Annotated in this window: 27 protein-coding genes; 17 read left to right on the top strand and 10 right to left on the bottom strand. The window is 71.3% G+C overall.

The window, feature by feature from the left end:
- Positions 1-11: 11 nt before the first annotated feature.
- The gene (locus ACL02O_RS05945) at positions 12-1,133 is read right to left on the bottom strand and encodes an alkaline phosphatase family protein (RefSeq protein ID WP_412816934.1); all 1,122 of its coding nucleotides are present in this window, start codon (positions 1,131-1,133) and stop codon (positions 12-14) included.
- A gap of 96 nt (positions 1,134-1,229) precedes the next feature.
- Between ACL02O_RS05945 and ACL02O_RS05940 the strand changes: the two genes are divergently transcribed.
- The 4 genes from ACL02O_RS05940 (at position 1,230) to ACL02O_RS05925 (ending at position 5,271) form a co-directional block, all read left to right on the top strand.
- On the top strand, positions 1,230-1,604 hold the full coding sequence (locus tag ACL02O_RS05940) for a BlaI/MecI/CopY family transcriptional regulator (protein ID WP_412816933.1): 375 nt from the start codon (positions 1,230-1,232) through the stop codon (positions 1,602-1,604).
- Entirely contained in the window at positions 1,601-2,554 is a 954-nt protein-coding gene (locus ACL02O_RS05935; protein ID WP_412816932.1) for a M48 family metalloprotease, read from the top strand. Before ACL02O_RS05940 ends, ACL02O_RS05935 begins: the two co-directional genes overlap by 4 nt.
- 92 nt (positions 2,555-2,646) lie before the next feature.
- A complete protein-coding gene (locus tag ACL02O_RS05930; RefSeq protein ID WP_412816931.1) occupies positions 2,647-3,636 on the top strand; it encodes an SDR family oxidoreductase in 990 nt (329 codons plus the stop codon).
- Between the two features lie 402 nt (positions 3,637-4,038).
- The gene (locus tag ACL02O_RS05925; RefSeq protein ID WP_412816930.1) at positions 4,039-5,271 is read left to right on the top strand and encodes a D-alanyl-D-alanine carboxypeptidase family protein; all 1,233 of its coding nucleotides are present in this window, start codon (positions 4,039-4,041) and stop codon (positions 5,269-5,271) included.
- On the opposite strand, the gene ACL02O_RS05920 is transcribed toward ACL02O_RS05925, so the two are convergent.
- Positions 5,261-6,580, bottom strand: coding sequence for an MFS transporter (locus ACL02O_RS05920; protein WP_412816929.1), 1,320 nt, complete (start codon positions 6,578-6,580; stop codon positions 5,261-5,263). The two genes, ACL02O_RS05925 and ACL02O_RS05920, sit on opposite strands and share 11 nt — an antisense overlap.
- The gene (locus tag ACL02O_RS05915; RefSeq protein WP_412816928.1) at positions 6,577-7,089 is read right to left on the bottom strand and encodes a helix-turn-helix domain-containing protein; all 513 of its coding nucleotides are present in this window, start codon (positions 7,087-7,089) and stop codon (positions 6,577-6,579) included. Before ACL02O_RS05915 ends, ACL02O_RS05920 begins: the two co-directional genes overlap by 4 nt.
- A gap of 231 nt (positions 7,090-7,320) precedes the next feature.
- On the opposite strand from ACL02O_RS05915, the gene ACL02O_RS05910 reads away from it, so the two are divergent.
- The 3 genes from ACL02O_RS05910 to ACL02O_RS05900 are packed head-to-tail and all read left to right on the top strand — an operon-like array spanning position 7,321 to position 8,571.
- Entirely contained in the window at positions 7,321-7,779 is a 459-nt protein-coding gene (locus ACL02O_RS05910) for an SRPBCC domain-containing protein (RefSeq protein ID WP_412816927.1), read from the top strand.
- The gene (locus ACL02O_RS05905) at positions 7,776-8,126 is read left to right on the top strand and encodes an ArsR/SmtB family transcription factor (RefSeq protein ID WP_412816926.1); all 351 of its coding nucleotides are present in this window, start codon (positions 7,776-7,778) and stop codon (positions 8,124-8,126) included. Before ACL02O_RS05910 ends, ACL02O_RS05905 begins: the two co-directional genes overlap by 4 nt.
- A 1-nt stretch (position 8,127) precedes the next feature.
- Complete coding sequence (locus ACL02O_RS05900) at positions 8,128-8,571, top strand: SRPBCC family protein (protein WP_412816925.1); 444 nt, start codon at positions 8,128-8,130, stop codon at positions 8,569-8,571.
- Positions 8,572-8,643: 72 nt separating this feature from the next.
- On the opposite strand, the gene ACL02O_RS05895 is transcribed toward ACL02O_RS05900, so the two are convergent.
- Entirely contained in the window at positions 8,644-9,279 is a 636-nt protein-coding gene (locus ACL02O_RS05895) for a TetR/AcrR family transcriptional regulator (protein ID WP_412816924.1), read from the bottom strand.
- A gap of 154 nt (positions 9,280-9,433) precedes the next feature.
- On the opposite strand from ACL02O_RS05895, the gene ACL02O_RS05890 reads away from it, so the two are divergent.
- The 3 genes from ACL02O_RS05890 (at position 9,434) to ddaH (ending at position 12,277) form a co-directional block, all read left to right on the top strand.
- Positions 9,434-10,453, top strand: a complete 1,020-nt coding sequence (locus tag ACL02O_RS05890) for an aldo/keto reductase (RefSeq protein ID WP_412816923.1) — start codon at positions 9,434-9,436, stop codon at positions 10,451-10,453.
- Positions 10,454-10,568: 115 nt separating this feature from the next.
- Positions 10,569-11,411: an LLM class flavin-dependent oxidoreductase gene (locus tag ACL02O_RS05885; protein WP_412816922.1), complete on the top strand. Its 843-nt coding sequence runs from the start codon at positions 10,569-10,571 to the stop codon at positions 11,409-11,411.
- 98 nt (positions 11,412-11,509) lie between these two features.
- Complete coding sequence (ddaH, locus tag ACL02O_RS05880; RefSeq protein ID WP_412816921.1) at positions 11,510-12,277, top strand: dimethylargininase; 768 nt, start codon at positions 11,510-11,512, stop codon at positions 12,275-12,277.
- A 109-nt stretch (positions 12,278-12,386) separates the two neighbouring features.
- On the opposite strand, the gene ACL02O_RS05875 is transcribed toward ddaH, so the two are convergent.
- From ACL02O_RS05875 to ACL02O_RS05860, 4 genes are all read right to left on the bottom strand, one after another.
- The gene (locus tag ACL02O_RS05875; protein ID WP_412816920.1) at positions 12,387-13,562 is read right to left on the bottom strand and encodes a low temperature requirement protein A; all 1,176 of its coding nucleotides are present in this window, start codon (positions 13,560-13,562) and stop codon (positions 12,387-12,389) included.
- 135 nt (positions 13,563-13,697) lie between these two features.
- Positions 13,698-14,219 carry a peptide-methionine (S)-S-oxide reductase MsrA gene (gene msrA, locus ACL02O_RS05870; protein ID WP_412816919.1) on the bottom strand — a complete coding sequence of 174 codons (522 nt, stop codon included), beginning with the start codon at positions 14,217-14,219 and terminating at the stop codon, positions 13,698-13,700.
- A 42-nt stretch (positions 14,220-14,261) separates the two neighbouring features.
- Positions 14,262-15,143, bottom strand: coding sequence for a redoxin domain-containing protein (locus tag ACL02O_RS05865; protein ID WP_412816918.1), 882 nt, complete (start codon positions 15,141-15,143; stop codon positions 14,262-14,264).
- A 2-nt stretch (positions 15,144-15,145) separates the two neighbouring features.
- The gene (locus ACL02O_RS05860) at positions 15,146-15,844 is read right to left on the bottom strand and encodes a DUF1223 domain-containing protein (protein WP_412816917.1); all 699 of its coding nucleotides are present in this window, start codon (positions 15,842-15,844) and stop codon (positions 15,146-15,148) included.
- Positions 15,845-16,470: 626 nt separating this feature from the next.
- Between ACL02O_RS05860 and ACL02O_RS05855 the strand changes: the two genes are divergently transcribed.
- The 3 genes from ACL02O_RS05855 (at position 16,471) to ACL02O_RS05845 (ending at position 19,328) form a co-directional block, all read left to right on the top strand.
- Positions 16,471-16,785 (top strand): hypothetical protein, encoded by a 315-nt coding sequence (locus tag ACL02O_RS05855; protein WP_412816916.1) that lies wholly within the window; start codon positions 16,471-16,473, stop codon positions 16,783-16,785.
- Positions 16,786-17,045: 260 nt separating this feature from the next.
- Positions 17,046-17,999, top strand: coding sequence for an exo-alpha-sialidase (locus ACL02O_RS05850; RefSeq protein ID WP_412816915.1), 954 nt, complete (start codon positions 17,046-17,048; stop codon positions 17,997-17,999).
- Between the two features lie 261 nt (positions 18,000-18,260).
- Complete coding sequence (locus ACL02O_RS05845) at positions 18,261-19,328, top strand: FUSC family protein (RefSeq protein ID WP_412816914.1); 1,068 nt, start codon at positions 18,261-18,263, stop codon at positions 19,326-19,328.
- Between the two features lie 359 nt (positions 19,329-19,687).
- Here ACL02O_RS05845 and ACL02O_RS05840 read toward each other — a convergent pair whose 3' ends face one another.
- Both ACL02O_RS05840 and ACL02O_RS05835 read right to left on the bottom strand, forming a co-directional pair.
- On the bottom strand, positions 19,688-20,293 hold the full coding sequence (locus ACL02O_RS05840; RefSeq protein ID WP_412816913.1) for a septum formation family protein: 606 nt from the start codon (positions 20,291-20,293) through the stop codon (positions 19,688-19,690).
- Positions 20,265-20,567 (bottom strand): hypothetical protein, encoded by a 303-nt coding sequence (locus tag ACL02O_RS05835; RefSeq protein ID WP_412816912.1) that lies wholly within the window; start codon positions 20,565-20,567, stop codon positions 20,265-20,267. Before ACL02O_RS05835 ends, ACL02O_RS05840 begins: the two co-directional genes overlap by 29 nt.
- A gap of 431 nt (positions 20,568-20,998) precedes the next feature.
- On the opposite strand from ACL02O_RS05835, the gene tuf reads away from it, so the two are divergent.
- The 4 genes from tuf (at position 20,999) to ACL02O_RS05815 (ending at position 25,061) form a co-directional block, all read left to right on the top strand.
- Positions 20,999-22,186: an elongation factor Tu gene (tuf, locus tag ACL02O_RS05830; RefSeq protein ID WP_412816911.1), complete on the top strand. Its 1,188-nt coding sequence runs from the start codon at positions 20,999-21,001 to the stop codon at positions 22,184-22,186.
- A gap of 175 nt (positions 22,187-22,361) precedes the next feature.
- A complete protein-coding gene (locus ACL02O_RS05825) occupies positions 22,362-22,811 on the top strand; it encodes an iron chaperone (protein WP_412816910.1) in 450 nt (149 codons plus the stop codon).
- A gap of 177 nt (positions 22,812-22,988) precedes the next feature.
- On the top strand, positions 22,989-23,813 hold the full coding sequence (locus ACL02O_RS05820; protein WP_412816909.1) for an SAM-dependent methyltransferase: 825 nt from the start codon (positions 22,989-22,991) through the stop codon (positions 23,811-23,813).
- A gap of 450 nt (positions 23,814-24,263) precedes the next feature.
- Complete coding sequence (locus ACL02O_RS05815) at positions 24,264-25,061, top strand: zinc metalloprotease (RefSeq protein ID WP_412816908.1); 798 nt, start codon at positions 24,264-24,266, stop codon at positions 25,059-25,061.
- Positions 25,062-25,080: the final 19 nt, after the last annotated feature.

The raw sequence follows: 25,080 nt of genomic DNA, 5'->3' as shown, positions 1-25,080 counted from the left end.
GACCGAGGGCGTCAGCGCCGCAGGAACTCGTCCATGGTGGTCACCTGCACGTGATCGCTGGTGTAGCCGAGTTCGGGCAGGCCCCAGGCGTCCTCCAGCGTCCGCAGCAGGGAGTAGTGGTTGTAGGCCACCTGGCTGACGTGGTGGTACGGCTTGCCGCCGGTCACCACGACGGCCGGCACCTTGCCGCCGCCGTAGACCCCGCCCGGCCAGTCGGGGCTGATCGCCGGGTCGCCCTTGGGCAGCACCGGAGAGTCGCAGCACCCGGCCGGGGACTCCCAGCCTCCGGTGGTCGGGTCGGCGTTGTAGTCACCCTCGTCGGCGACGATGAAGATGGCCGAGTGCTCGGTCCAGGCGTGGCTGTGCGTGATCGTCTCGACTGCCTGCTTGACGAACGCGTCCGCCTTCTGCTTCAGCGCGGCGTCGTTGGCGTCGTCGTTGGTCGACCCGTACGGGCAGGGGGTCTCCGGGTGTCCCGGCACCGCCGAGTACACGCCGCCGTGCATGTCGTTGCACTGGTCCGGGGAGATGAAGACGAAGTTCGGGGCGTGTGCGTCGAGGTCGGCGGCCAGGTCGTCGTACGGCTTGACGTTGCGCATCCGGTCCCGGTCGTTGCGGATGTCCGGAAAGAGGACGAACGGGTTGTGCTTGGAGGCGTACAGCTTGGCGTTGTCCCCCGGCCAGTAGTCGGCCAGCTTGTCGTCGGCCGGCATCGCCTCCATGTAGGCGCCCCAGGTCAGGTGGGCCTGCTCGAGGCTGTCCACCAGGTTGGTGTGGTCGAACCGGTTGTCCGGCTCGTCGTCGTTGACCCACCAGTTCGAGCCGCTGATCGCCGCCACGTAGTTCGGCAGGCTCGGGTGGGTCACGCCGTAGTAGTTCTCGGCGTTGCCGTAGGTGTTCGCGAGGTGGGTCAGGTACGGCGCGTTCGGGTCGCCGACGACGCCCTGCCGGGAATGGTTCTCCAACATGATCACGAAGGCGTGATCCAGCTGGTGCCGGCTGCCGTGCTCCCCGGGCCCGCCGTTACCGGCGGCGACCGCCACGCCGCCGCCACCGCTGGCTGCGGTGACGAGCGCCGCCGTCGCCACGGCGGTGAGCGACGCGGCGACGAGCCGGGCTCTGGACAGGGACATACTGTTCCCCCAAGGTAGGTGGATGGTTCGGAACGAACCGTTCGGCTACTACTTTTGATGTAGTAGTTTGCCCGCGGTTGGCTTCGGAGGAAACCCGTGACAGACATCCGGCGGCCCCGCGGCGGTCTGGAACAGCAGATCCTCGCCGTGCTCTCCGACAGTCATCGGGCGCTCACTCCGTCCGAGGTCCGCGACCGGGTCGACGACCCGCTGGCGTACACCACGGTGATGACCGTGCTGACCCGGCTCACCACCAAGGGCCTGCTGGCCCGGGAGCGCGCCGGCCGCGCCTACGCCTACCGGCCGGTGAGCGCGGCGGAGGCGACCGCGAACCGGATGCGGCAGCTGCTCGACGCCGGCGGCGACCGGGCCGCGGTGCTGACCCGGTTCGTCGGGACCCTCTCCGCCGACGACGAGCAGGTGCTGGTCGACCTGCTCCGCGCCGCCGAGGCCCCGGACGGACCGACATGATCACGGCGGCGGTGCTGGCCGCCGCCGCCTGGCTCGTCAGCGCGGTCACCGCACCGTGGCTGGTCCGCTCGCTGCCGCCCGCGACGGCGACCCGCCTGCTGGTCCTCACCAGCGCTGCGGTCACCGGCGGCGGCGCCCTGCTCGGGATGCTGCTCGCCGTACCCTGGCTCGCTCAGCAGCCGGTCCTCGGCCGGTTCGGTCCGTGGTCGACGGCCGCGCTACGAAGCGGCGACCCGGTACCCGCCTGGGTCTCCGCCATCCTGTCCGTGGCGGTGCTCGGGTGCCTCACCGGCGCGGTGGCCCACGCGGTGCGGCGGGTCCGGGCGATCGCCGCGATACGTCGCGCCTGCGCCGGCCTGGCCGACGATGACGGGCTGGTCGTGCTGCCCGCCGAGCGGCCCGAGGCGTTCAGCACGCCCCCGCCGGCCGGCCTGGTGGTCCTCAGCACCGGTCTGCTCGAGCGGGTTCCCGCCGAGGAGCTGACGGTGGTGCTGGCCCATGAGCGCTCCCACCTGGCTCACGGACACGTCTGGTACGCGCTCGCCGCCGACCTGGCCGCGGCCGGCAACCCGCTGCTCGCGCCGACCGCACGCGCGGTACGACACGCGGTCGAGCGGTGGGCCGACGAGGACGCCGCGGCGCACGTCGCCGACCGCCGGCTGGCCGCCCGCGCGCTGGCTCGCACCGCGTTGCTGACCGGCCCCACCGCAGCCGCCCCGGCCACGCTCGGCGCCGCCGACAGTCAGGTGGCGCAGCGGGTCGCCGCCCTGCTGACCGGAGCGCCGCGACGCCGGACCCTCCCGGCGGTGATCCTGCTGGTGTTGTTGCTGGCCGGGGCGGGCGCCGCCGGGCTGACCGAGCGGCGCACCGACGACCTGCTCGACCACGCGCACGCACCGGCGGCCGTCAACCACCGGGCCGGTCACGGGGAGAACCGCGCCGCGCGGTGACCCGCGACCGGTCGACGTCCAGGTACCGGCGGCAGGACGTGTCGGGCTCGCCCCGTGCGGCGACCCGTCCGGTGATGGCCTAACGTGCAGGTGTGACTGCGTTGAAGGTCCTGTTCATCGGCGGCAGCGGCATCATCAGCTCGGCCTGCGCCCGCCTCGCGGTCGAACAGGGCATCGAGCTGACGGTGCTGACCCGCGGTGGTGACACCGTGCGGCCCGTCCCACCGCAGGCGACGGCCCTGCGCGCCGACATCCGCGACCCGGGATCGGTGCGGGCCGCTATCGGCGGCCGCGAGTTCGACGCGGTCGTGGACTGGGTCGCGTTCACGCCAGAGCACGTGCAGACCGATCTCGACCTGTTCCGGGGCAGGACCGGGCAGTACGTGTTCATCAGCTCGGCGTCGGCCTACCAGACTCCCCCGGCGCGCGTGCCGATCGTCGAGTCGATGCCGCTGCGCAATCCCTTCTGGCAGTACTCGCGGGACAAGATCGCGTGCGAGGACGTGCTCACCGCGGCCTACCGCGACGAGGCGTTCCCGGCCACGATCGTGCGCCCCTCGCACACGTACGACAGGACGTCGGTCCCGTTCGACGGCGGCTGGACCGCGCTCGGCCGCATGCGCCAGGGCAGGGAGATCGTGGTGCACGGCGACGGCACCTCACTGTGGACGCTGACCCACCACGCCGACTTCGCCCGCGGCTTCGTACCTCTGCTCGGCGATCCACGCACTCTCGGCGACGTCTTTCACATCACCTCCGACGAAGCCCTGACCTGGAACCAGATCGCCGAGACCCTTGCGGCCGCCGCCGGGGTCGAGGCCCGCATCGTGCACGTGCCGTCGGACGCCATCGCGGCAGCCGACCCGGAGTGGGGCGCCGGCCTGCTCGGCGACAAGGCGCACTCGATGCTGTTCGACAACGCAAAGTTGCGCAGCGTCGTGCCCGACTACGTGCCGACCATTCCGTTCGCGCGAGGGGCGCGGGAAATCGTGGCGTGGCACGACGAGGACCCCGCCCGGCAGCGCGTCGACGCACGGCTGGATGCGGTGATGGACCAGCTGATCGAGCGCTATCGGCGGTGAACCCGGCCCGGCGGGCGAGAAAAGCGCGGATGTCCGCCCCGTTCTCGTTCGACCGCAATAGTGTCGCGCTGCGATGCCTGGCTATTGACAGAAGCGGGCGGGACAATTCGGTTCGCGAGCGTTCCGACGGAAACGGCGGCAGACGGCTCACCCGTACCGTCTCGACCCGGCGAACACAGCCGGCTCCCGATGGTCCGGATCGGGTCCGACCGGTCCCCTCCGCGCCGGTTCGCCGTGAACGCACCGATCGCGGCGGCGGCCATTGTCCGGAGCGAGCCGCCCAAAGAGCACAACGCGCTCGAACGAGGGCGGGCCGGGTCGACACCCGGAATTCCCGCCGTCCCCGGACCACTTTCTGCAACCGGGCCGCGCCCGCATTGTCGGCGATTACGGTGCATTAACGTGACCGTCGTTCGGATTACCGCAGTGACACTCAGCGCCTTTCTGGCCACGCCGGCCGTGGTGGCCGGTTCACCGGCCCCGGCGGCGGCCGCGCCGTACGTGCCCTGCCCGGCCGTGCGGCCGCCGGTGCCGCCACCGGCTACGCCGTCCCCGCCCCCGGTCGCCGCCGCCGACCTGGCCGTCGGCGGCGAGCCGCTGGCGACGGCAGGACTGTCCATCCCGGCGGGTGCGCCGATGGCGCCGGCGGTGACCGCGACCTCGTGGGTCGTGGCCGACCTCGACAGCGGGGCGGTGCTGGGCGGGTGCGGTCCGCACGAGCATCGCACGCCCGCCAGCGTGCAGAAGATGCTGCTGGCCGCGGCCCTGATGCCCCGCCTCGATCCCACCCAGGTGGTCCAGGTGACCCGGGCGGATCTGCAGGATCTCGATCCGGCCAGTTCACGGATGGGGGTGGTCGAGGGTGGTCGTTACTCGATCGAGAGCCTGTGGCTGGGGCTTCTCCTCAAGTCGGGAAACGACGCCGCCAACGTGCTGGCCCGCGTGGGCGGCGGCGCCGCCGGGCGGCCGGGCGGCGTGCAGGCGATGAACGACGAGGCACGCCGGCTGGGCGCGCACCAGACCCACGCGGCGACGCCATCCGGCCTGGACGGCCCCGGCCAGTACACCAGCGCGTACGACCTGGCGCTGATCGCACGCGCCACCTACGCCCGCGCCGACTTCCGGCGATACATCGCCACCCGGGCTGCGGAGATACCGGCAAGGCAGGGAACGCCGGGCTTCGCGATCACCCACGACAACACGCTGCTGGACCACTATCCGGGCACGCTCGGCGGCAAGACGGGCTTCACCGACCTGGCGCGCCAGACGTACGTCGGAGTGGCCGAGCGCAACGGGCGGCGGCTCACCGTGACCCTGCTTGGCGCCGAGACCGCGCCGCTGGGCAGCCTGGGCGAAGCGGCGGCCCTGCTGGACTGGGGTTTCGCCCTCTCCCCCGACGCGTCGGTCGGCCGTCTGGTCGGCCCCGAGGAGAAGAAGCACGACAGCGCCGTCGCCGAGGTCAGGGGCGAGCGCCACGGTCAGGCCGCCGGCTCCGCCGCGGCGGTCTCCCTGCGGACCTCCGTCGGCGCCGGCGTCGCCGTCGTGCTGGCCATCGTGCTGCTGACGGCGCCCTGGCGGCGCAAGACCGCGCGACAGACCACCGATCAACCCGTACGGTCCTCGATCAGCGATTGACCGGTCGCCGCCTGAGCTGCGGCGGATCGCTCGACAACTCGGCGAGCCGGGCGAGCGGGGTCCGCATCAGCTGCAGCGCCTTCGCGGTGTGGTTGGCGATGGTGAACGGCACGAGCAGCGCGGCGAAGCAGGCCAGCGCCGTCCGCGCGCCGAACTGGTCGGCGAGGACCCCGGCCAGCAGCGCGCCCACCCAGGTCAGCGACTGCGCGGCGCAACTGGTCGTGGCGCCGACTCGGCCGGACAGCTCATCGGGCACCAGGGTGGCGACGTACGCCTCCCAGACCGCGGCGGTGGGCACGGAGGCGAAGACGAAGAGGGCGGCCGCGAGCGCGAGCTGCCAGGGCGTACGGGTCAGCGCGACGAGGCCGAGACTGAAGACATAGGCCCAGTTGCCCAGCAGGAACACCCGACGGGACCCGATCACGGCGACGATGCGGCCGGCTACGATGGCGCCGACCACCCCGCCGGCGAGGATGACGGCGTTGGTCACACTGATCGTCCGGGGGCCGTGGCCCTGCTGCTCGAGCAGGGCCATCCCCAACAGGATGACGCTGTTGCCGACCAGGTTGGTCACGGCCACCCAGGCGGTGGTGTAGCGCAGGAATGGTTGCCGGACGACGATGCGCAGGCCCTGGCGGATGTCGGCGACGAGCCCGCCCCGGCCTCGCCGGCCGGCGGCCGGGTCGGGGTCAGGGCCGAGGGGCTTTCCGATCAGGGCTATTCCGATCGAGGCGGCCACGAAGGAGAGCGCGTCGAACCCGAACGGCAGCCATCGCGCAATGCCGAACAGGAGACCGGCCAGCGGCGCTCCGGCCAGTTGGGTCGCCTGCTGCAGGCCCTGCTCTTGGGCGGCCCGGCTGGCGAATTGCTCGCGGGGGACGAGCCGGCGCATCGCCGGCAGGGTGGCGCTGGATCCGATCCCGGCCAGCAGGCCCGCGACCAGCGCGATCGCGGTGAGCACCGGGACCACCACGTGGCCGGCGTACACCAGCCAGGCGACCACGCCCATGAGGACGGCCTGGGCCAGCGGGCCACCGATCAGGATGGCCCGGCGCGGGTGGCGGTCGGCGAGCGCCCCGCCCCACAGCCGGCTCAGTAGCGCGCCCACGCGTTCGGCGGCGGCGATCAGGCCGGCATCCAACACCGAGCCGCCGCCGAACAGGACCAACAACGGGAAGGCCACGACCGACACGTTGCTGCCCAGCAGGGAGAGCGCGGTGCCGGTCCACCAGCACATGTAGTCGCGGTTGCGCCACAGCGAGGCCGGACGGCGCTCGGTCCACGTCCTCGCCGCTTCCGGCGCGGTCACGTGGCCTCGACGTGCCGAACCGGGAATCCCTGCAGCTGGACCAGGACGGTCTCGGTGGCTGGCGTGGCAGAGGGTCGCGCGGCGTAGCGCGCGAGGACCTCACGCAACTCGTCGCGCATCGCTGCCAGCCGATCGGGGTCGAGACGCAGCGGCCGGCTGGACTCCAGGATCCATGCATCGCGCCACCGCGTGCCCCAGTCCTCGGCAAGGAACTGCTGCGCCCGGCGGAACTGCTCGCTGATCGCGGCCGCCAGCAGAACCGTCGCCTCGCGGCTGGTCCGCGGATCGCCGAGACAGGTGGCCGCGTTGACCGACCAGCCCGGCGCCGTCGCCCGCCACCAACGCTCCCGAAGCGTGCCCCGCTCCGGGATCTCCTCGATCAGGCCGTGCTCGGCCAGTTTGGACAGATGCCAGCTGGTCGAACCGGAACGCACCTTCAGGCGGCGCGCCAGCCCGGCGGAGGTGGCCGGCCCGTCCACGGTCAGCAGGCTCAGGATCTGCACCCGCACGGGGTGGGCGAGGGCGCGGAGGCTCCCGGGATCGAGCTGGCGCGACGCCTCTCCCGCCCTGGCGTCTACTGCTTCCACACCCACAGCCTACAAGTTGCCAAGAACTCTTGGCAACTTGCCACCTCCCTTGAGGGGGGTTCAGGGATCAACCTGACACGCAACAAAAGGTTGCACGTCGCAGCGGAATCGTTGTAGCGTTACGCAACCAAAGGTTGCGAAAGGCTGGTTGACATGGAGTACGGATCCATCGAGCGCGACATTCAGGTGGACGCCTCGCCCGAGGTGGTCTTCGAGGTGATCAGTCGGCCCGAGCACATGCGGGAGTGGTGGCCCGACGACGCCCGGTTCGAGCCGCTCGCGGGCGCACCCGGTGAGCTCGTGTGGCGTAACGCGGACACCGGCGAGACGACGACCGTCGCCCTCGCCGTCGTCGAGGTCGACCCCCCGAAGCGATTCTCCTTCCGGTGGTGCTTCGCGGACCCCGACCGGAGCGGGAACTCGCTGCTCGTCACCTTCGACCTGGCTCCGACCGGCGGGGGGACCCGGGTCCGTATGACCGAGACCGGGTTCCGCGAAATGGGTTGGGAGATCGCTGTCCTCGAGGAGCAGTACCGCGACCACGAGAGCGGATGGGGCCACTACCTCCCCGTACTGGCCACGTACGTTGCGCGGCTGGTCTCCACGTCATGAGCGTGGCGATCGACGACGACCTGTGGTCGGCAATCGGCGACCCCATCCGGCGCACGATGATCGACCTCCTGCTCGCCGGCGGACCGGGCACAGCCACCTCACTGAGCGAGCGGCTGCCCGTCACCCGCCAGGCCGTCTCGAAGCACCTGGCCGTCCTGGACCGGGTCGGCCTGGTGCACGCCGCGCCGGCCGGCCGCGAGCGTCACTACCAGGTCGACGAGGTACAGCTCGCCCGCGCGGTCGCCCAACTGTCAGCGGTCGGCGCCACCTGGGACGCCCGACTCCGCCGGATCAAGCGGATCGCCGAGGCGATCGAACGCACCCGCAACAACAACGAAGGAGAATGAAATGGTCGACATCCTGCACCGGGTCGGCGTCGTCGCTCCGCTCGACGACGTCTACCAGGCAGTGGCAACCCCAGAGGGCATCGCCGGCTGGTGGACCACCGACACGGCGGGCAAGAGCGAGGTCGGCGGGCAGCTGGCCTTCCGGTTCGGCGACCTCGGCGGCTTCGACATGGAGATCCTGGAGCTCGATCCCTCCGGACGCGTGCGCTGGCGGGTCACCGACGGCCCGGAGGAATGGATCGGAACCGAGGTCGACTGGCGCCTCGATCAGCGCGGCGAGTACACGATCGTCCAGTTCAAGCACGAGGGTTGGCGCGAGCCGGTCGAGTTCATGCACCACTGCAGCACCAAGTGGGCGACGTTCCTGCTGAGCCTCAAGGAGCTGGTCGAGACCGGGCGTGGCCGGCCCGCTCCGGACGACGTCAAGATCAGCGACTGGCACTGATCCCGGCGACCGGGCTTCCGGCCGCAGGGCTCCCGGTCGGTTCCTCGCACGAGGCGTCGACCGGGGGCCCTGTCATTGCGCCCCGGCGTCCCGAGCGGCCGACGGGCGCGCGGCCCCGACCGGTGGGTGCCGGCGCAGTCCGGCGACGAGCAGCCCGACCATCCGGCGCGCGTCGTAGCGGGGGTGATCCGCGCCGATACAGAGATTGCCGACGCCACGCAGCAGTTCGTAGGCATCCATGTCGGGGCGGATCTCACCCGCCTCGGCGGCAGCGGCGAGCAGTTGGCCGCACACGGGGACGAGGCGGTCGAGGAAGTAGGCGTGCAGAGTCTCGAAGGCGGCGGCGTCGGACTGCAACGCCTCGGCGAGGCCGTGCTTGGTGACCAAAAAGTCGACGAAGAGGTCGATCCAGCGCGCCAGGGCGGCGTGCGGTGTGCTGGCGCTCGCCAGCAGCGTCGGACCAGCCTCAGCGCACGCCTCGACCTGGTGTCGGTAGACGGCGACGATGAGATCGGCTCGCGTCGGGAAATGGCGGTAGATCGTGCCGACGCCGACGCCGGCCCGGGCGGCGATGTCGCGTACGGGCACGTCGACGCCGGACGTGACGAACGCCGCGGCGGCCGCCTCCAGCAGCGTCTGCTCGTTGCGCCGGGCGTCGGCCCGCTTTCGATGGGCCGACGCCCCTGATCCGCTGTCGATGCCGCCCATCGCGTACCTACCCCCGTCACCCCACTTGGCAAACGGAACGCTGTTCCGTATGTTGGTTAACGGAACAAGGCTCCGCTTCCAGGATGCCAGACCGGGCGCGCCAGGACCAGGCCGCGCAGCACCAACCCGCCTCACCCCTCCGGGAGGGAAAGTCATGCAGTACCGCACCTTGGGCCGCACCGGTGTGCAGGTCAGCACCCTCGCGCTCGGCGCGATGAACTTCGGCGATCTGGGGCGTACCACCCAGGACGAGGTCTCCGCCATGGTCGACGCCGCCCTCGCGGCGGGGATCAACCTCATCGACACCGCCGACATGTACAGCCAGGGCGGGTCGGAGGAGATGGTCGGCAAGGCCATCGCCGGCCGCCGCGACGACATCGTGCTGGCCACGAAGGCCGGCATGCCGATGGGCGATGAACGCAACCATCAGGGCGGTTCCCGCCGCTGGTTGGTCACCGCCTTGGACGACAGCCTGCGCCGTCTCGGCGTCGACCACATCGATCTCTACCAGATCCACCGGTGGGACCCGAGGACCAGCGACCAGGAGACCCTGTCGGCACTGACCGACCTGCAACGCGCGGGAAAGATCCGCTACTTCGGCTCCTCGACGTTCCCCGCGTACCGCCTGGTGCAGGCCGAGTGGGCCGCCCGGGAGAACCACCTGAGCCGTTACGTCACCGAACAGCCCAGCTACTCGATCCTGCAGCGCGGCATCGAGACCCACGTGCTGCCCGTGACCGAGCAGTACGGGCTCGGCGTCCTGGCGTGGAGCCCGTTGGCCTCGGGCTGGCTGTCGGGCGCGATCCGCGCGGGCCGGGAGATCACCACCAGCCGCTCAACCTTCATGCCGCAACGCTTCGACACCACCATCCCCGCCAACCGGGCCAGGCTCGAAGCCGTCGAGCAGCTGGCCAGGGTCGCCGACGAGGCCGGGTTGACCATGATCCAGCTCGCGCTCGGATTCGTCACCGCGCACGCCGCCGTGACCAGCGCGATCATCGGCCCCCGCACGATGGACCACCTGCGCTCGCAGCTCGCCGCCGCGGACACCGTGCTCTCCGGCGACGTGCTCGACGCGATCGACGCGATCGTCGCTCCCGGCGTCGACCTCGCCGCACACGAGAAGTTCGACACCCCGCCAGCCCTGCTCGACCCGTCACTGCGGCGCCGCTGACCCCTCGCCACGGCGATGACCGGGCGGCAGGCGGGAGCCGTTCGCGCACCCCCTGCCGCCCCACAGAAAGGACTGACGACCCATGCCACAAGCTCCCCGGCCCCGGTTCGGGATCATGACCGCACCGTCCCAGGTCGACTACCACGACGTCCTGCGGGTCTGGCGCGAGGCGGACGCGATCCCGGAGATCGAGCATGCGTGGCTGTTCGATCACCTCATGCCGATCGGCGGCGACCCGAGCGGACCGACCTACGAAGGTTGGACGCTGCTCTCGGCCCTCGCCGCGCAGACCCGACGGCTGCGCCTCGGCCTGCTCGTGACCAGCAACCGCTTCCGGCCGCCCGCGATGCTGGCCAAGATCGCCGCGACCGTCGACATCGTCTCCGGCGGACGGCTCGACTTCGGCATCGGTGCGGGCTCACGACCCGGCCACCCGCTGGCCCGGCGCGAGTACGCGGCACACGGCCTGCCCTTCCACGACTTCACCCACGCCGTGGAAAGCCTCGCCGAGGCGTGCACGGTCATCCGGCGGTTGTGGACCGAGACCGAGCCGTTCGACTTCCACGGCACCCACGTTCAGCTCGGCGGAGCGTTGTGCAGTCCGAAACCGGTCCAGCGCCCCCACCCGCCGATCCTCATCGGTGGACGCTCCGCCCCGGTGCTGCGCGTGGTCGCCGAACACGCCGACCTGTGGAACATCGCCGGCGACGACATCGACGCCGCCACCCACCGCGGCGCACTGCTGGACCGCTACTGCGCCGAGATCGGTCGCGACCCCGCCTCGATCATCCGCTCGATCCACCTACCGGTCTCCTACGACGGGTCCGGCATCACCCGGGACGCGATCGGCCGAGCGATCGACGCCGGTTTCCAGCACATCGTCCTCGGGTTGCCGGCGCCGTACCCCGCCGACGTCGCCCGGTGGGTCACCGACGAGCTCATCACCGCGTCCCGCTAGCCTCGGCCGTGTCGGCCGCCGGTCCACGCACCCGCCTCACCGCCCGCCCTGCTCGGGCCCGGCCTGACAGGCGCGCGGCGGAGTGTCAGAGTGTCGGCATGACGCGAGGCATAGCGCTGGTCCGGCGACCCGGCGACCGGCTGGCCGAAGGGCTGGTCACCTACATCGAGCGCAGCGACGTGGACCTCGCGCGGGCCCGGCGTCAGCACGAGGCGTACCGGGCCGCGCTCGCCGAGGCCGGCTGGCAGATTCGCGAGGTCTCCCCCGCCGACCATTGCCCCGACTCGGTGTTCGTCGAGGACACCGTCGCGGTCTGCGAGGGGCTGGCGGTGATCACCCGGCCGGGCGCGCCGCAACGCCGTCCGGAGCTCCCCGGCGCCGAGAAGGCGGCACGCGACGCCGGGCTGGAGGTCGTCCGCATCGAGGCTCCCGGGACACTCGACGGCGGCGACGTGCTGCAGGTCGGGACCACCGTGTACGTGGGCCGGGGCGGCCGCACCAACGGCGAGGGCCTGGCCCAACTCCGCGCCCACCTGGCGACCCGCGGGCGCACGGTCATCCCGGTCCCGCTGCGCGGCGTGCTGCACCTCAAGTCGGCGGTGACCGCCCTGCCCGACGGCACCCTCCTCGCGCTGCCGGAACTGCTCGACGCCACTGCGCTCGGGCACCCGGTGCGCCCGGTCGACGAGGAGGCCGGCTGCCACGTCGTACCCCTCGGTGGCGACCTCGTGCTGCTCGCCGCGTCGGCGCCGCGCAGCGCGGCGCTCGTGGCGGGCCTCGGCTTCACACCGGTCGTCGTCGACATCAGCGAGTACGAGAAGCTCGAAGGCTGCATCACCTGCCTGAGCGTGCTGATCCCTGGCTGACAGCCGACGCCGCCCCTCCCCCGCTGTTCTGGAACCACGCAGGAGGGCGGCCGCACCGGGGCTGTCGGCACCGCGATCGAACGGTGCGCCACCCTGTCACGGACGCCGGTCAGGCGGGTTGTCCGGGCCGCCTGCCCCGGTGGCGTCCCGGGCGGGCGTCGGCGAGGACAATCCCGACCAGGACTGCGGTGACTGCGAGGGCCGCCAGCAGCGGTGGCAGCAGGAACGCGACCGGTGCCAGGGCCGCCAGGACGAACAGCCCGATCAGCCGGTCCCCGGAGATCCGGCCGAAGACCTCGAATCCGAACAAGACCAGTCCCGCCAGGAACAGCGCGGGCCCGCCGTACATGACGGCGATCCAGGCCGGTTCGGTGTGCCCCGACGGATGGGCGATGACGGACTCGACGCCGACGGCGGTGACGACGACGCCCGCCACCATGGGCAGGTGAGCGAACAACGCCCACCGGGCCAGGCGGTCCGGGTCGGCGGCCATGGCGATGACGGCGGGCAGCACCTCCGCCGCACGGTAGATGTAGATCCGCCACAGCAACACCGTGGTGGCGAACGACACCACGGCCGCCGCGGTCCGGTCCGGCGCGAACCCGCTGCTGTGCAGCGTCTGACCGGCGACGATGACCAGCTCGCCGAGCGCGATGATGAACATCAGGCGGTATCGCTCGGCCAGGTGCTCGGCGACGATCGGCCACTCCCGCGCGGGTGCGCGACCCAGCCGCGGCGTGGGGTAGCGAATCGCGCCGGCGAGGTAGTCGATGCTCACGGCCACCGCCCACAGCGCCGCTCGCGCCGCCCCGGGTGCGAACGCGCCCGCGATCCACGGCGCGGCCGACAGACCGAACCAGAACAGCAGCCGTGCGGTTCTCTGCTGCAGCGGGTGGCCGCGCAGGGCGAGCACGAAAAAGAGATGGCGGCCGACGTGCATGGCGACGTAGAGCCCCGCAAACACCAGGCTCGTGCGGCCGAATGCGTCGGGCAGCGCGACGGCCATCAGGAAGGTGCCGAGCATGGTGGCGATGACCAGCAGCTGTACCGCCGGCTGTTGCGGGTCGTACAGGTCGGTTGTCCACGCGGTGTTGGTCCAGACCCACCAGAGGGCCAGCAGCAGCAACAGTGCCTGCGCGGCACCGCCCCACGTGAGATGTTCAACCAGCGCCAGGGAGAGCTGGTTGAGCGCCAGGACGAACACCAGGTCGAAGAACAGTTCCAGGAACGTCGCCTGCTGGGCCTCCCCAGGTTTGCGCAGCAGGTCACCGGGCTTGCCTCTCATCGGTCCGCCCGTCCGGTGACCGGTACTGGTCGTGGCAGGCCGGCGACCCGGATCGGCCCGCGTACGGCGCGGGGCAGCCTGACCACCGACCGCGGGCTCCGCAGCGCTACCGGCATCGGCGTGACCGGCCGGATGCTAGGCGGCCACTCCCCCGCGGCGGGGGAGCTTCCAGTCCGGGCGGACGAAGTGGCAGGTGTAACCGCCGGGATTTCGTTCCAGGTAGTCCTGGTGTTCCGGCTCCGCCTCCCAGAAAGGGCCGGCGGGGCTCACCTCGGTGACCACCTTGCCCGGCCAGAGGCCGGAGGCGTCGACGTCGGCGATGGTGTCCTCGGCGACCTGCCGCTGCCGGTCGTCGCAGTAGAAGATGGCCGACCGGTAGCTGGTTCCCACGTCGTTGCCCTGACGATCCTTCGTGGTCGGGTCGTGGGCCTGGAAGAAGAACTCGAGCAGGTCCCGGTAGGAGAGCTTGTCGGGGTCGAAGACGATCTCGACAGCTTCGGCGTGCGAGCCGTGGTTGCGGTACGTCGCGTTCGGCACGTCGCCGCCGGTGTATCCGACCCTGGTGCTGATCACGCCCGGTCGTTTCCGGATGAGATCCTGCATCCCCCAGAAGCAGCCGCCCGCGAGGATCGCTTTCTCAGTCGCCGTGCCGCTCATCGTTCCCCTTTCCCGTTCTCGGGTTCGAACATCAGGACGGTCCTATGGGCCGAAGGTGAAGACGTAGGCGCGCAAGCCGGACTGGCCGGCCACGAGGGTCAGCTCATGGTCGTCGCGGGACGCACCGGCGACGACCCGGATCATGCGCGCGCGGTCGATCTGCGCCGCCGCGTCCGGGCCGACGTCGGCGCCGCGCTCGCCGCCGATCGGCTGCCCGTCGAGCAGTACCTGGATCGCGGCGCGGCCGGCCGGTCCCGGGTCGATGACCAGGTTCACCTCGCCGGCGTTGAACGGCAGGGTGAGTTGACCGGTGCCGCTGCCGAGTTCGACGTACTCGCCGCTGTCGTGCCAGTCGCCGGCCAGGGAGAACGTGCCCGGCTCCGCCCGTTCGGCGCCGAGGTAGGTCTCCGGCGTGATGCCGAGGTAGGAGGGCTGCCCGGCGGTGGTGAACGCCGTGACCTCGGGGCTCACCGGCGGCAGCTCGGTGCGGGGCGCCCTGATCTCGAGGAGGCGACGGATCTCCGACTCCACCCGGTCGTAGTCGCCCTCCCCGATCCACCGCTCGACGAGTCGTCCGGCCGCGTCGAAGAGGTACTTCGCAGGCCAGGCATCGTTGCCGAGGGCCCGCCAGAGGGTGAAGTCGTTGTCGAGCGCGACGGGGTAGGTGAGGCCGTGGTCGCGGATCGCCGGATCGATGTTCTCGGGCTGCCGTCCGAACCGGAACTCCGGGGCATGCACGCCGACGACAGTCAGGCCCAGGTCTGCGTAGTCGCGGTGCCACGCCTTGACGTAGGGCGCGGTGCGGATCCAGTTGATGCAGGTGTACTCCCAGATGTCGATCAACACCACCCGGCCGTGCAGATCGTCGAGCGTTAGCGGAGGCGAGTTCACCCACCGCTCGACCGTGACGGGAGGAAGCTGCATGATCATCTCCCTCGTACCGCCGGCACGTCGACGGCCGCGGCACCGACGATGGACCGGTCATCGTCGTTCTGGACGTAGCCGACCACCGAGGCGTGTCGCGGATCCAGATCTTGCGGCACCTGGAGTTCCACGCGCCCGCGGGTCAGATTCAGATCCGCGGACGTGAAGGCGCGCACCACGTTGTCCTGACGTAGCCTCCGCCCGGCGTTCTCCCCCCGAGGGACCTCGTTCTCCAGGCCGCGCTCGACGACCGCCACGTTCAACACCGCCCGCTCCGGCGGCCGCTCGGCCTGATAGTCCACCACCACGCGGTGCCCGCCGTGCGCGTCCTCCACCGACAGCGTGAGCGGCGTCGGAGCTGCCGCCGTCAGAGCGGACGTGATCGCCGACGACGCCTGCCGCCGGTCGGAGCCGACAAACTCGACGGCGCCGTTGACGATCATCTGCGGCGTGTACAACCCGCCGGAGCCGAGCGCGCGTGCGTACGCCTCCTGCCGAAGGGTGTGCGCCTCGCTGCCGAACGGGTCGACCCAACCAAGGTAGTCCCAGTAGTCGACGTGGAAACCGAGGGCGTACACGGGCTGCCCCCGATCTCGGGCGTCGCGGGCGATCTCGGACAGTAGATCCTCGGCCGGAGGACAGCTGTTGCAGCCCTGGGAGGTGAACAACTCGACCAGGGCGAAGCCGTCACCGGCCGGCACCTGGTCACCGTTCGACCTGGTGCGCGATGTGTCCGGCATGGCGCAGCCTCCTCGGGCGGTCCTACTGGCGGGCCTGACCTACCCTTTCCGTCCGCGACCATGCCCGCGCCACGCGGACCTTGCGGCGCCCGCCTTCCCGGACCCGGCGGCCGGTCCTGCGCCGCTCGTCCTGCCCGAGTCGCGCACCGGGCGCTCGTGGCAAAGACGCGCCCAGGGCGGATCAGCGGACCTCGGCGCCGTTCAGCGGAAGCGTGATCAGATCACGTGCGGAGACAGTTCCGGTAGCGGGGTCACTGGCGGTGCGGAAGCAGTACGGTTGCAATCGGGGCTCGGCCTACCGGCGGTCCAGCCGAGAGCGCGCCAGACCGCATCCCTACAGAGCTGCCGCTTTCGGTGCCGCCCGCGGGAGCTCGGTGGGGCGGTCTGACAGGTATGACGCCGGCGGTGGCGGCAAGATCAGACGCCACCTGGCATCGCCCAGTTCACGCCGCACGGCTCCGGGTGCTCGGTCCAGTTCGGCCCGGATCTCACGTCGGCCGCGCCCGGTTCAGCCGAGGCGTACCTGATCGTGTCCGACCTCGAGGCGGCCGGAACGCGCTGGTCGCCGCCGGCATCGAGGTGGGGGCGTGTTCCACGTGGGTCCGGACGGCCCGGTGAGTGGCCCGGATCCCGAGCGCCGCAGTTACCTGTCGCGTGCCTCGTTCACCGATCCCGACGGCAACATGTGGCTGCTGCAGGAGGTCACGGCGCGGCTTCCCGGGCGCGTCGAGGCGGCGACGACGTCGTTCGGCTCGGCGGACGACCTGGCGAACGCGATGCGGCGCGCGGCTGCCGCTCACGGCGAGCACGAGAAGCGCACCGGCAGAACGGACCCGAGCTGGCCCGACTGGTACGCGGAGTTCATGGTGAGCGAGCAGACCGGAGCGGAACGTCCCACGTGACCGCGTTGGCCGTCGGGGCGAACCTGATCGGTCACGTCCTGGCCTGAGCGCGTCGGTCGGCGTTCCCGCAGCACAAAGGTGGGGGCGCCGCACCGCGTCCGCACCTTCGTCCGCCGGTCTCGCAGCAATGCGGGTGAAGGCTCGGATCGGCCGGGTGGAGCGGGGGATGTTCGCCCGGCGTTCGCCGCGGGGCCGCCGGCCCGTCGGCTGCGGGCCCTAGCGTGGTCGACCCGACCGGACGTACCAGGAGGCCGCCGCGTATGACCCCGCCACCGCTCGGCCGCACCATGGACGCCGAGGTCACGGCGGTGAGCCGGATCGGCGACACCGCCCCGCACAGCGCCTTCACCGACCTGGTCCGGCACGGCGCAGGCTGGTTCTGCGCCTTCCGGGAAGGCACCTCCCACGTCTCCGATGACGGCGTGATCCGGGTGCTCGCCTCGCCGGACAGTCGCTCCTGGACCTCCGCGGCCGTGCTCCGCCGGGACGGCAGCGACCTGCGCGACCCCCGCTTCGTCGCCCGGCCCGACGGCCGGCTGCACCTGTACGCCGTCGCGGTGAGCGGCGAGGCCACGAAGTCGTTCCGCACCATGGCGTGGCTCTCGCCCGACGGGCACCGCTGGGGTGACCCGACAGCGGTCGGCGAGGAGGACGTCTGGCTGTGGCGGGCGGCGTGGCACGACGACGCGATGTACGGTGTCGGCTACGCCACCCGGGAGCCGCGGTTCGTCCGGCTCTACCGCAGCGGCGACGGGGTCGACCTGCAGCCGGTGGTGCAGACCCTGTTCACCGGCGGCTACCCGAACGAGTCGGGCCTGGTCTTCGAGCCGGACGGCACGGCCGTCTGCCTGCTGCGCCGGGACCGGGGCAGCGCCACCGCCCAGGTCGGCCGGGCCCGCCCGCCGTACCGGGACTGGCACTGGACGGACCTCGGAGTGCAGGTGGGTGGGCCGGCCCTGCTCCGGCTGCCGGACAGTCGGCTGGTGGCCGGGGTACGCCTGCTCGACGGCCGCCCGCGCACCGCGATCTGCGCGGTCGACGCCGAGCGGGGCGAGCTGACCGAGCTGCTCGCCCTGCCCTCCGGCGGTGACACCAGCTACCCCGGCCTGGTCTGGCACGACGACCGGCTGCGGGTCAGCTACTACTCGTCGCACGAGGGTCGCACCTGCGTCTACCTCGCCGAGGTGACGATCGGGCCGCCCCACCCCCGCTGACCGCAAGCCGCTGCGGCGGCCCTGGGCCGGATTACGGTCCGGCGGCGACCGTCAACTTTGCGGTACTTGAGCATGATTCACCGGATACCTTCAGCGGTGGCATGGTACGAGTGCTCGGTGAGTGCTGATGACCGGCGGCCCGACGTCGACCGGTCACGGCGTGATCGGGGCACCGAGCACGTGCGGGCCGGTGCGGCCCGGATTCGAGGTCGAGGGGGCCGGGCCGGACGGCTGCGGCTGCATCAGTTCGAGGTCGCTCTGGTGATCTCCCTGCAGGCTGGATTCGCCGCTGCCCTGGCCTGGTGGATCGGCCACAACGTGCTGGGCAACCCCGCGCCGGTCTTCGCGCCCTCCGCCGCGGTGGGGACGATCGTCGCCGCGCTCGGCCAGCGGGCCCGCCGCACCGCCGAACTGCTCCTCGGCGTCGGGCTGGGCATCGCCGTCACCGACTTCCTGCTGGCGGTTCTGGGTACCGGGTTCTGGCAGACCGGAGCCGTCGTGGCATGCGCCATCCTGGCCACGCTCATGCTGTTCGGGCGCAGCGGGTCGGCGGTCGGGCAGGCCGGCGGCACGGCAGTGCTGCTCGCGACCCTGGCTCCGGTCCAGAAGGACCTGGAATGGCCGCGCATCGTCGAGGCGACGCTCGGTGGCGTGGTCGGCCTCGTGGTGGTCGCGCTGCTGCTACCGATCAACCCGATGCGGATCCTCGATCGCGACGCCGCTCCCATCTACCAGTGCCTCGCCGGTCAGCTGAGAGAGATCTCCGCGGCACTGGCGACGCATGACCAGCAGCGGGCGGTGCGAGTGCTGGACACCCTGCGCGGCATGGGAGCTGACCTGGACAGACTGCACCAGGCAATCGGCGGCGCCCAGGAGGTGGTCAGCCTGGCGCCCGCCCGCTGGCGGCGCCGTCAGGACGTGGAGCGGTTCGCGAGCGCCACGGTGTACCTGGAACGGGTCATCGAGCACAGCCGAGGGTTGGCCCGCCGATCGGCGATGGCGCTGCAGTACGACGAGCCGGTCCCCGCCGACCTGCCCACCGGCGTCGGCCGTCTCGCCGACGCGGTCGAACTCCTGCGCCGGGAGCACCGCGCCGGGAGCGTCGCCGAGCGCACCCAGCAGAAGATCCGCGAGGCGGTGCAGGACGGCGGCCGGGCCCAGGCCCGGGGAGTCAGCGACTTCGGAGCGGCGGTGGTGACCCAGCTCCGCACCGCCGCGAGCGACCTGCTCCGCGCCACCGGCTGCGACCCGACGTCGGCGAATCAACAGGTACGGAGCGCGATACGGCACGGCGAGGACTCCGTCGGGGCCGGCGGCGCGTCCGAATGAGTGCACGCCGCCGACGTCGCCCAGCCGTCACGTGATCGGGGCTGCGGGCCGGAGCGCCACTACGATGCGAACGTGGTTCGCGACACGCCGGCCCGGAGGCCGTATTCGCTGCTCGCCGCCGCGATCGTCCTGCTGCTGCTCGGCGCGGGCGTGGCCTGGGGTGTCGGCGGCGCTCGGGCTGAGCCACACCCCCGGCGCCGCGCCGAGCGAGGACCTCGCCGCCGCGCCGCAGCGGACGGTCGCACCGGCACCGCCGTTGGCGTCCATCGTCGTGCCGGACGACGACCAGCACTGGTTACCCGGTGCCCTTCTGCATCTCGACACACCACACCGCACTCGGTGCCGTGAGCGAACTGGGGTCAGTTGATCGGCAGGACCTTCGGGCCGCCCGCCTCTATCGACCGGTTCACCTTTCTTCGATCCGACCAGTAGAAGCAGCGGATGCGCCGGTCGCCCCGCGCCCACGCATCGGTCGCCGGCAACTGGAACCGCGTGCCCATGCGGTAGGGCAGCGTCCGATCGATCGGTACATGGGCGTACCTGGCGACGAGCGTGCGGCACCGACCGTGGATCGCCTTCACGTCGCGATCCGCGTCCTCGTAGGAGCCGTCCGGCGCCATCCACGTCCCGACGTACTCGTACTCATGGGCTGCAGTGCAGGAGGTCTGCTGAAGCTCCTCCCACTTGTCCTCCGTCAGGCAGCCATACCCCAGCGGCGACGCACCCTGTAGCTCATCGCGCAGGGTGCCGCGATACGGCATCACTCCATCGTGGGTCCGACCGCCGTACACGCGTGGCTCCACGGTGGGCTGCACCATCAGGTCACACTTGAACCACCTGGCACCGCCCGCCCATCCGTCGGGCGAGGGCGGCACCACCCGCACTGCCAGCCGGGCACCCCGCCAGTCACCACCGACGAACGCTGTCGCCTTGGCGTCACACTCTGCGAAGGCCGGAGTGATCACCGCCGAATCCGCCGGCGGCGGCGTCGGCCGGCCGGCCGGCCAGTGCACCGGTGAACGTGCCCAGATGGAACGTCTCCGCGCTGTGCGACTGCCCGCAGTCAACAGGCGAGTAGGTGATCGGGGTGACCACTCCCAGCTTGCTGCAGTCACCCACGTTGGGCGCGAACTGCACAACCGGGCCGAACGCCGGCCAGTCATCGACCAGGTCGCCGTCTGAACCGGCGGGTTCACCGCACCCCGCAGGGGCAACTGCCAACGCCACCGCCAACCCCACGAGCCGCCACCACCGCCGCATGTGAATCTCTCTCTCCCGGACGCGGCGGCAGCATATGCCATCTTGCGACGCGCGTGGTCGACCCCCACGACGCCAGGGCTGAGGCGCGATCGGTGCCGCACAGGCGGCAGGAATATCGGTCGCTCCACGGGACGTTCGAGGCTAGCGTGATCGCCATGTTCGGCACCGTCGGCTCTGTGCGGCCCGCAGGTTTTTACCTGCCGGGCGCCGCCGGCGTGTGCGGGTGGCTGGCAGATACCCGAGGCTGACCCTCCTCCCGCTGCGGCAGGACCACGGAGGAGGGTGGCCCGGTGCTCCGGCGCTGCCCCTGAGAGGCGCGCCGTGACGTGCGGTTCTGGCGCGGTTTTCCGCGGAGTGGCACCCGCCCGCGTTCGTCGTCCGCCAGTTTGCTTCCACTGTGGAGTTTCATCATGGCCAAGAGCCAGTTCGTGCGGGCGAAGCCGCACCTCAACATCGGCACGATGGGTCACGTCGACCACGGCAAGACGACCCTGACGGCCGCCATCACCAAGGTCCTCGCCGACCGCGAGCCCGCCGTCAACCGGTTCGTGTCCTTCGACGGCATCGACCGGGCGCCGGAGGAGGTGGCGCGGGGCATCACGATCAACATCGCGCATGTCGAGTACGAGACGGCGACCCGGCACTACGCCCACGTGGACATGCCCGGTCACGCCGACTTCGTGAAGAACATGATCACGGGGGCGGCGCAGGTCGACGGCGCGATCCTGGTCGTCTCCGCGCTCGACGGGGCGATGCCGCAGACCCGCGAGCACGTGCTGCTCGCCCGGCGGGTCGGCGTGCCGTACCTGGTGGTGGCGATGAACAAGGCCGACGCGGTCGAGGATGCGGAGCTGCTCGACCTGGTCGAGCTGGAGGTGCGGGAGCTGGTGTCCGAGTACGGGTTCCCCGGCGACGAGGTGCCCGTTGTACGGGTGTCGGCGCTGCGGGCCCTCCAGGGCGACCCGCGGTGGATGTCGTCGGTCGTGGAGCTGCTCGACGCGGTCGACCGGTACGTCCCGGTGCCACCCCGTGAGCTCGGTGAGCCGTTCCTGATGCCGATCGAGAACGTGCTGACGATCTCCGGGCGGGGCACCGTGGTGACCGGCGCGGTCGAGCGGGGCACCCTGCGGGTCGGCGACCCGGTGGAGGTGGTCGGCCTCGGCCCGACGCTGTCGACCGTGGCGACGGGGCTGGAGACCTTCGGCAAGTCGTTGGCGACCGCCGAGGCCGGGGACAACGCCGCCGTGCTGCTGCGCGGGCTCAAGCGCGACCAGGTGCAGCGGGGCCAGGTGGTGGCGCTGCCGGGCAGCGTCACGCCGCACCAGCGGTTCCGGGCCAGGCTGTACGCGCTGACCACCGCCGAAGGCGGGCGGCACACGCCGTTCTTCGCCAACTACCGGCCGCAGTTCTACTTCCGCACCACAGACGTGGTCGGATCGGTGGACCTCGGTGACGTGACGATGGTCCTGCCGGGCGACACCGTCGACCTGTGGGTGGAGCTCGGCAGGCCGGTCGCGATGGATGTCGGGCTCGGTTTCGCCGTCCGGGAGGGCGGCCGCACCGTGGCCGCCGGCACGGTGACCGAGCTGCTCGACTGAGGTACGTGGAAGGGCTCCTTGTCGACAAGGGGCCCTTCCCGTACGGCGAAGACGCCTCGTGCGGGCCGGTTGAGCTGATCAGGATCCGAGAAGCGCCAGGGGTGTCGCCGGGCCTAGCCTTTTCCCAGGTGGCCGGCATGACGCCGAGCCTGGCACAGCGAAGGGGAGCCCGAGAATGTCCGCGAAGAATGCCACCACCGAGTCCGAAGGCTTCAGCGCCGAGGAGCGTGCCGCGATGAAGGAGCGCGCCGCCGAGCTGCGCGCCGAGGGCAAGAAGGGCGCCAAGAGGGCCGACGAGCTTCAGACGCTCCTGGACAAGATCGCGCAGATGGCGCCGGAGGATCGTGCGCTGGCCGAGCGCGTGCATGTGACGGTGACCGCCACCGCTCCGGAGCTGTCGCCGAAGACCTGGTACGGGATGCCCGCCTACGCGAACGCGGCCGGCAAGATCGTCGTCTTCTTCCAGGACTCGGGCAAGTTCAACTACCGGTACTCGACCCTGGGCTTCCAGGACTCGGCCAACCTCGACGACGGGGACCTGTGGCCGGTGTCGTACGCGTTGCGGAAGTGGAGCCCTGCGGTGGCAAAGAAGGTCGTCGAGCTGGTGCGGGCTGCGGTCTCCTGACCGTTGCCATGACCGCCGCCGAGTACGGGTGGCGCCCGGTCCGGCGGTTTCGAACGGCCCCGCCTCAACGCTCGCCGTCACGACCCCTCCCCGAGCAGCGCACTCCGCCTCGGGTCACGGGAGACGCCTGAAACGTCTATCTTGGACTCCCTGGCGATCTATTGAAGGGAGACCGCCGTGTCGGGTAGCGGTGCGCAGACCGAGGAGGCCGGCCCGCCGGCCGTGGACAGCACCATCCCCCACTCCGCCCGGGTCTACGACTGGTGGCTCGGCGGCAAGGACAATTTCGCGGTCGACCGGGCGGTGGGCGGGGCCATGCTCGAGGCGATCCCGACGCTGCGGCAGATGGCGTCGGAGAACCGGCGCTTCGTGCACCGGGTGGCTCGTCACCTTGTCGCCGATCGGGGCATCCGGCAGTTCCTCGACATCGGCACCGGCATCCCCACCCGCCCCAACCTGCACGAGGTCGCCCAGTCGATCGCACCCGAGACCCGGGTGGTGTACGTCGACAACGATCCCATCGTGCTGGCTCACGCCCGGGCGCTGATGATCAGCACGGAGGAGGGGCGCAGCCGCTACATCCACGCCGACCTCCGCGCCCCGGAGGCGATCCTCGCCGACGCCACGCTCGTCGGCACCCTCGATCTCACCCAGCCGGTGGCCCTCACCCTCATCGCCGTTCTCATGCTGCTCGGCGATGACGAGGCACCGGCAGCCAGGGTGCGGACCCTGATGGACGCGCTGCCGTCGGGCAGCTGTCTCGCGATCAGTCACCCCACCCAGGACTTCAACCCCGAGGAGATGGGCGCCGCGGTGGCGGCGGCCACCCACGGGGGCATGACGCTGGTTCCGCGTACGCGGGACGAGGTCGAGCGGTTCTTCGACGGGTGGGAGCTCATCGAGCCGGGGATGGCGCCCGTGATGGCCTGGCGACCCGACGGTGAGGTTCCCGCCGACCCCTATGCCGCCTACTACTGGGCCGGGGTGGCGCGCAAACGGTAGCCCGCTTCCGTCTCTGCAGCAGCAGCGCCGGTCGAGGTCGGGAGCGGCGCCGGGAACCGCCCGTCACGCGCGACGAGGCCGGTGCGCGACCGACGGCAGGAGGCGCGGCCGAGCAGGGGCCCACCCAGCCGTAGGGCGCGCCGACGCGGTCCCGATCTTGAGGTCTGTTGCCAACGCCGGTGACGTGGTCTGATAGCGGGACGACGATGGCGGTGACCCCATCGCAGCACCCCACGTCCATCGCGCTCCGCGACCACTCCATCACCCATATGCGAAAGGGGAACGATGCGCAAAAGATCAACGTTCCAACTGGCGGCCCTGACCGCCACGGCTGCGACATTCCTGGCCGCCGGTGGAGCCTCCGCAGCGGCGGGTACGGCGGCGTCCGTCACCGCCTCCGCGGGTGTGACGGCATGTGAGCCGGGTGCCGGAGGGCACAGCGCGGCGCGGGTGAGCGAAGGCGCCACCGCGCAGGAGCCGGAGCTGTACTCCAAGAACGAGGCGAACGCCTACGGCGTGATCAAGGACTCGCCGCGCCTGCCCGACGGCAGCGTCACCGTGCCCACGATCTTCCACATGATCTCCGACCACCCCCTCAGCGCCGCCGAGACGAACAGGTGGAACACCCTGATCGACGCGCAGATGACGGTGCTCAACGACTCGTTCGCGGGCCGCACGGCGGCCGACGCCTCCGACACGCCGTTCCGCTTCTCGCTGGTCGACACGACGTGGACGATCAGCAGCGACTGGTACACGGTCGTGCCGGGCAAGAACGAGCGGGACATGAAGAAGGCGCTGTACACCGGCGACGCCCGCACCCTGAACGTGTACGCGGCCAACATCGGCGGCGGGCTGCTCGGCTGGTCGTACTTCCCGAAGGGTTACAACAACGGCCGGGACTACATCGACGGCGTCGTGATGCTCGACGAGTCGATGCCGGGCGGGACGGCGGGCAAGTACGCCGAGGGTGACACGCTGACGCACGAGGTCGGGCACTGGCTGATGCTGGAGCACACCTTCGCGCACGGGTGCGCCGCCTCCGGCGACTACGTCGCGGACACGCCCCGGGAGGCGGGGCCGCAGTTCAACTGCCCGGTGGGCGCGGACACCTGCACCGCGCCCGGGCTGGACCCGATCCACAACTTCATGGACTACACGCAGGACTCCTGCATGAACATGTTCACTGCGGGACAGGCGGACCGGATGAGCGACGCCTGGGTGGCGTTCCGGGCCGACGGCGGGAAGTAACCACGCCCGGTAGGCACGT

The sequence above is a fragment of the Micromonospora mangrovicola genome, assembly GCF_047200535.1.
GTDB lineage: Bacteria > Actinomycetota > Actinomycetes > Mycobacteriales > Micromonosporaceae > Micromonospora.
Note: the sequence above shows the minus strand (reverse complement) of the source record. Positions and strands in the feature narration are given on the sequence as shown.

Excerpts from the sequence above, each read along its gene's own strand:
- ACL02O_RS05945 (WP_412816934.1), bottom strand. The coding sequence starts at position 1,133 with ATGTCCCTGTCCAGAGCCCGGCTCGTCGCCGCGTCGCTCACCGCCGTG.
- ACL02O_RS05935 (WP_412816932.1), top strand. The coding sequence starts at position 1,601 with ATGATCACGGCGGCGGTGCTGGCCGCCGCCGCCTGGCTCGTCAGCGCG.
- ACL02O_RS05910 (WP_412816927.1), top strand. The coding sequence starts at position 7,321 with ATGGAGTACGGATCCATCGAGCGCGACATTCAGGTGGACGCCTCGCCC.
- ACL02O_RS05905 (WP_412816926.1), top strand. The coding sequence starts at position 7,776 with ATGAGCGTGGCGATCGACGACGACCTGTGGTCGGCAATCGGCGACCCC.
- ACL02O_RS05900 (WP_412816925.1), top strand. The coding sequence starts at position 8,128 with ATGGTCGACATCCTGCACCGGGTCGGCGTCGTCGCTCCGCTCGACGAC.
- ACL02O_RS05895 (WP_412816924.1), bottom strand. The coding sequence starts at position 9,279 with ATGGGCGGCATCGACAGCGGATCAGGGGCGTCGGCCCATCGAAAGCGG.
- ACL02O_RS05890 (WP_412816923.1), top strand. The coding sequence starts at position 9,434 with ATGCAGTACCGCACCTTGGGCCGCACCGGTGTGCAGGTCAGCACCCTC.
- ACL02O_RS05885 (WP_412816922.1), top strand. The coding sequence starts at position 10,569 with ATGACCGCACCGTCCCAGGTCGACTACCACGACGTCCTGCGGGTCTGG.
- ddaH (WP_412816921.1), top strand. The coding sequence starts at position 11,510 with ATGACGCGAGGCATAGCGCTGGTCCGGCGACCCGGCGACCGGCTGGCC.
- ACL02O_RS05875 (WP_412816920.1), bottom strand. The coding sequence starts at position 13,562 with ATGAGAGGCAAGCCCGGTGACCTGCTGCGCAAACCTGGGGAGGCCCAG.
- msrA (WP_412816919.1), bottom strand. The coding sequence starts at position 14,219 with ATGAGCGGCACGGCGACTGAGAAAGCGATCCTCGCGGGCGGCTGCTTC.
- ACL02O_RS05865 (WP_412816918.1), bottom strand. The coding sequence starts at position 15,143 with ATGCAGCTTCCTCCCGTCACGGTCGAGCGGTGGGTGAACTCGCCTCCG.
- ACL02O_RS05850 (WP_412816915.1), top strand. The coding sequence starts at position 17,046 with ATGACCCCGCCACCGCTCGGCCGCACCATGGACGCCGAGGTCACGGCG.
- tuf (WP_412816911.1), top strand. The coding sequence starts at position 20,999 with ATGGCCAAGAGCCAGTTCGTGCGGGCGAAGCCGCACCTCAACATCGGC.
- ACL02O_RS05825 (WP_412816910.1), top strand. The coding sequence starts at position 22,362 with ATGTCCGCGAAGAATGCCACCACCGAGTCCGAAGGCTTCAGCGCCGAG.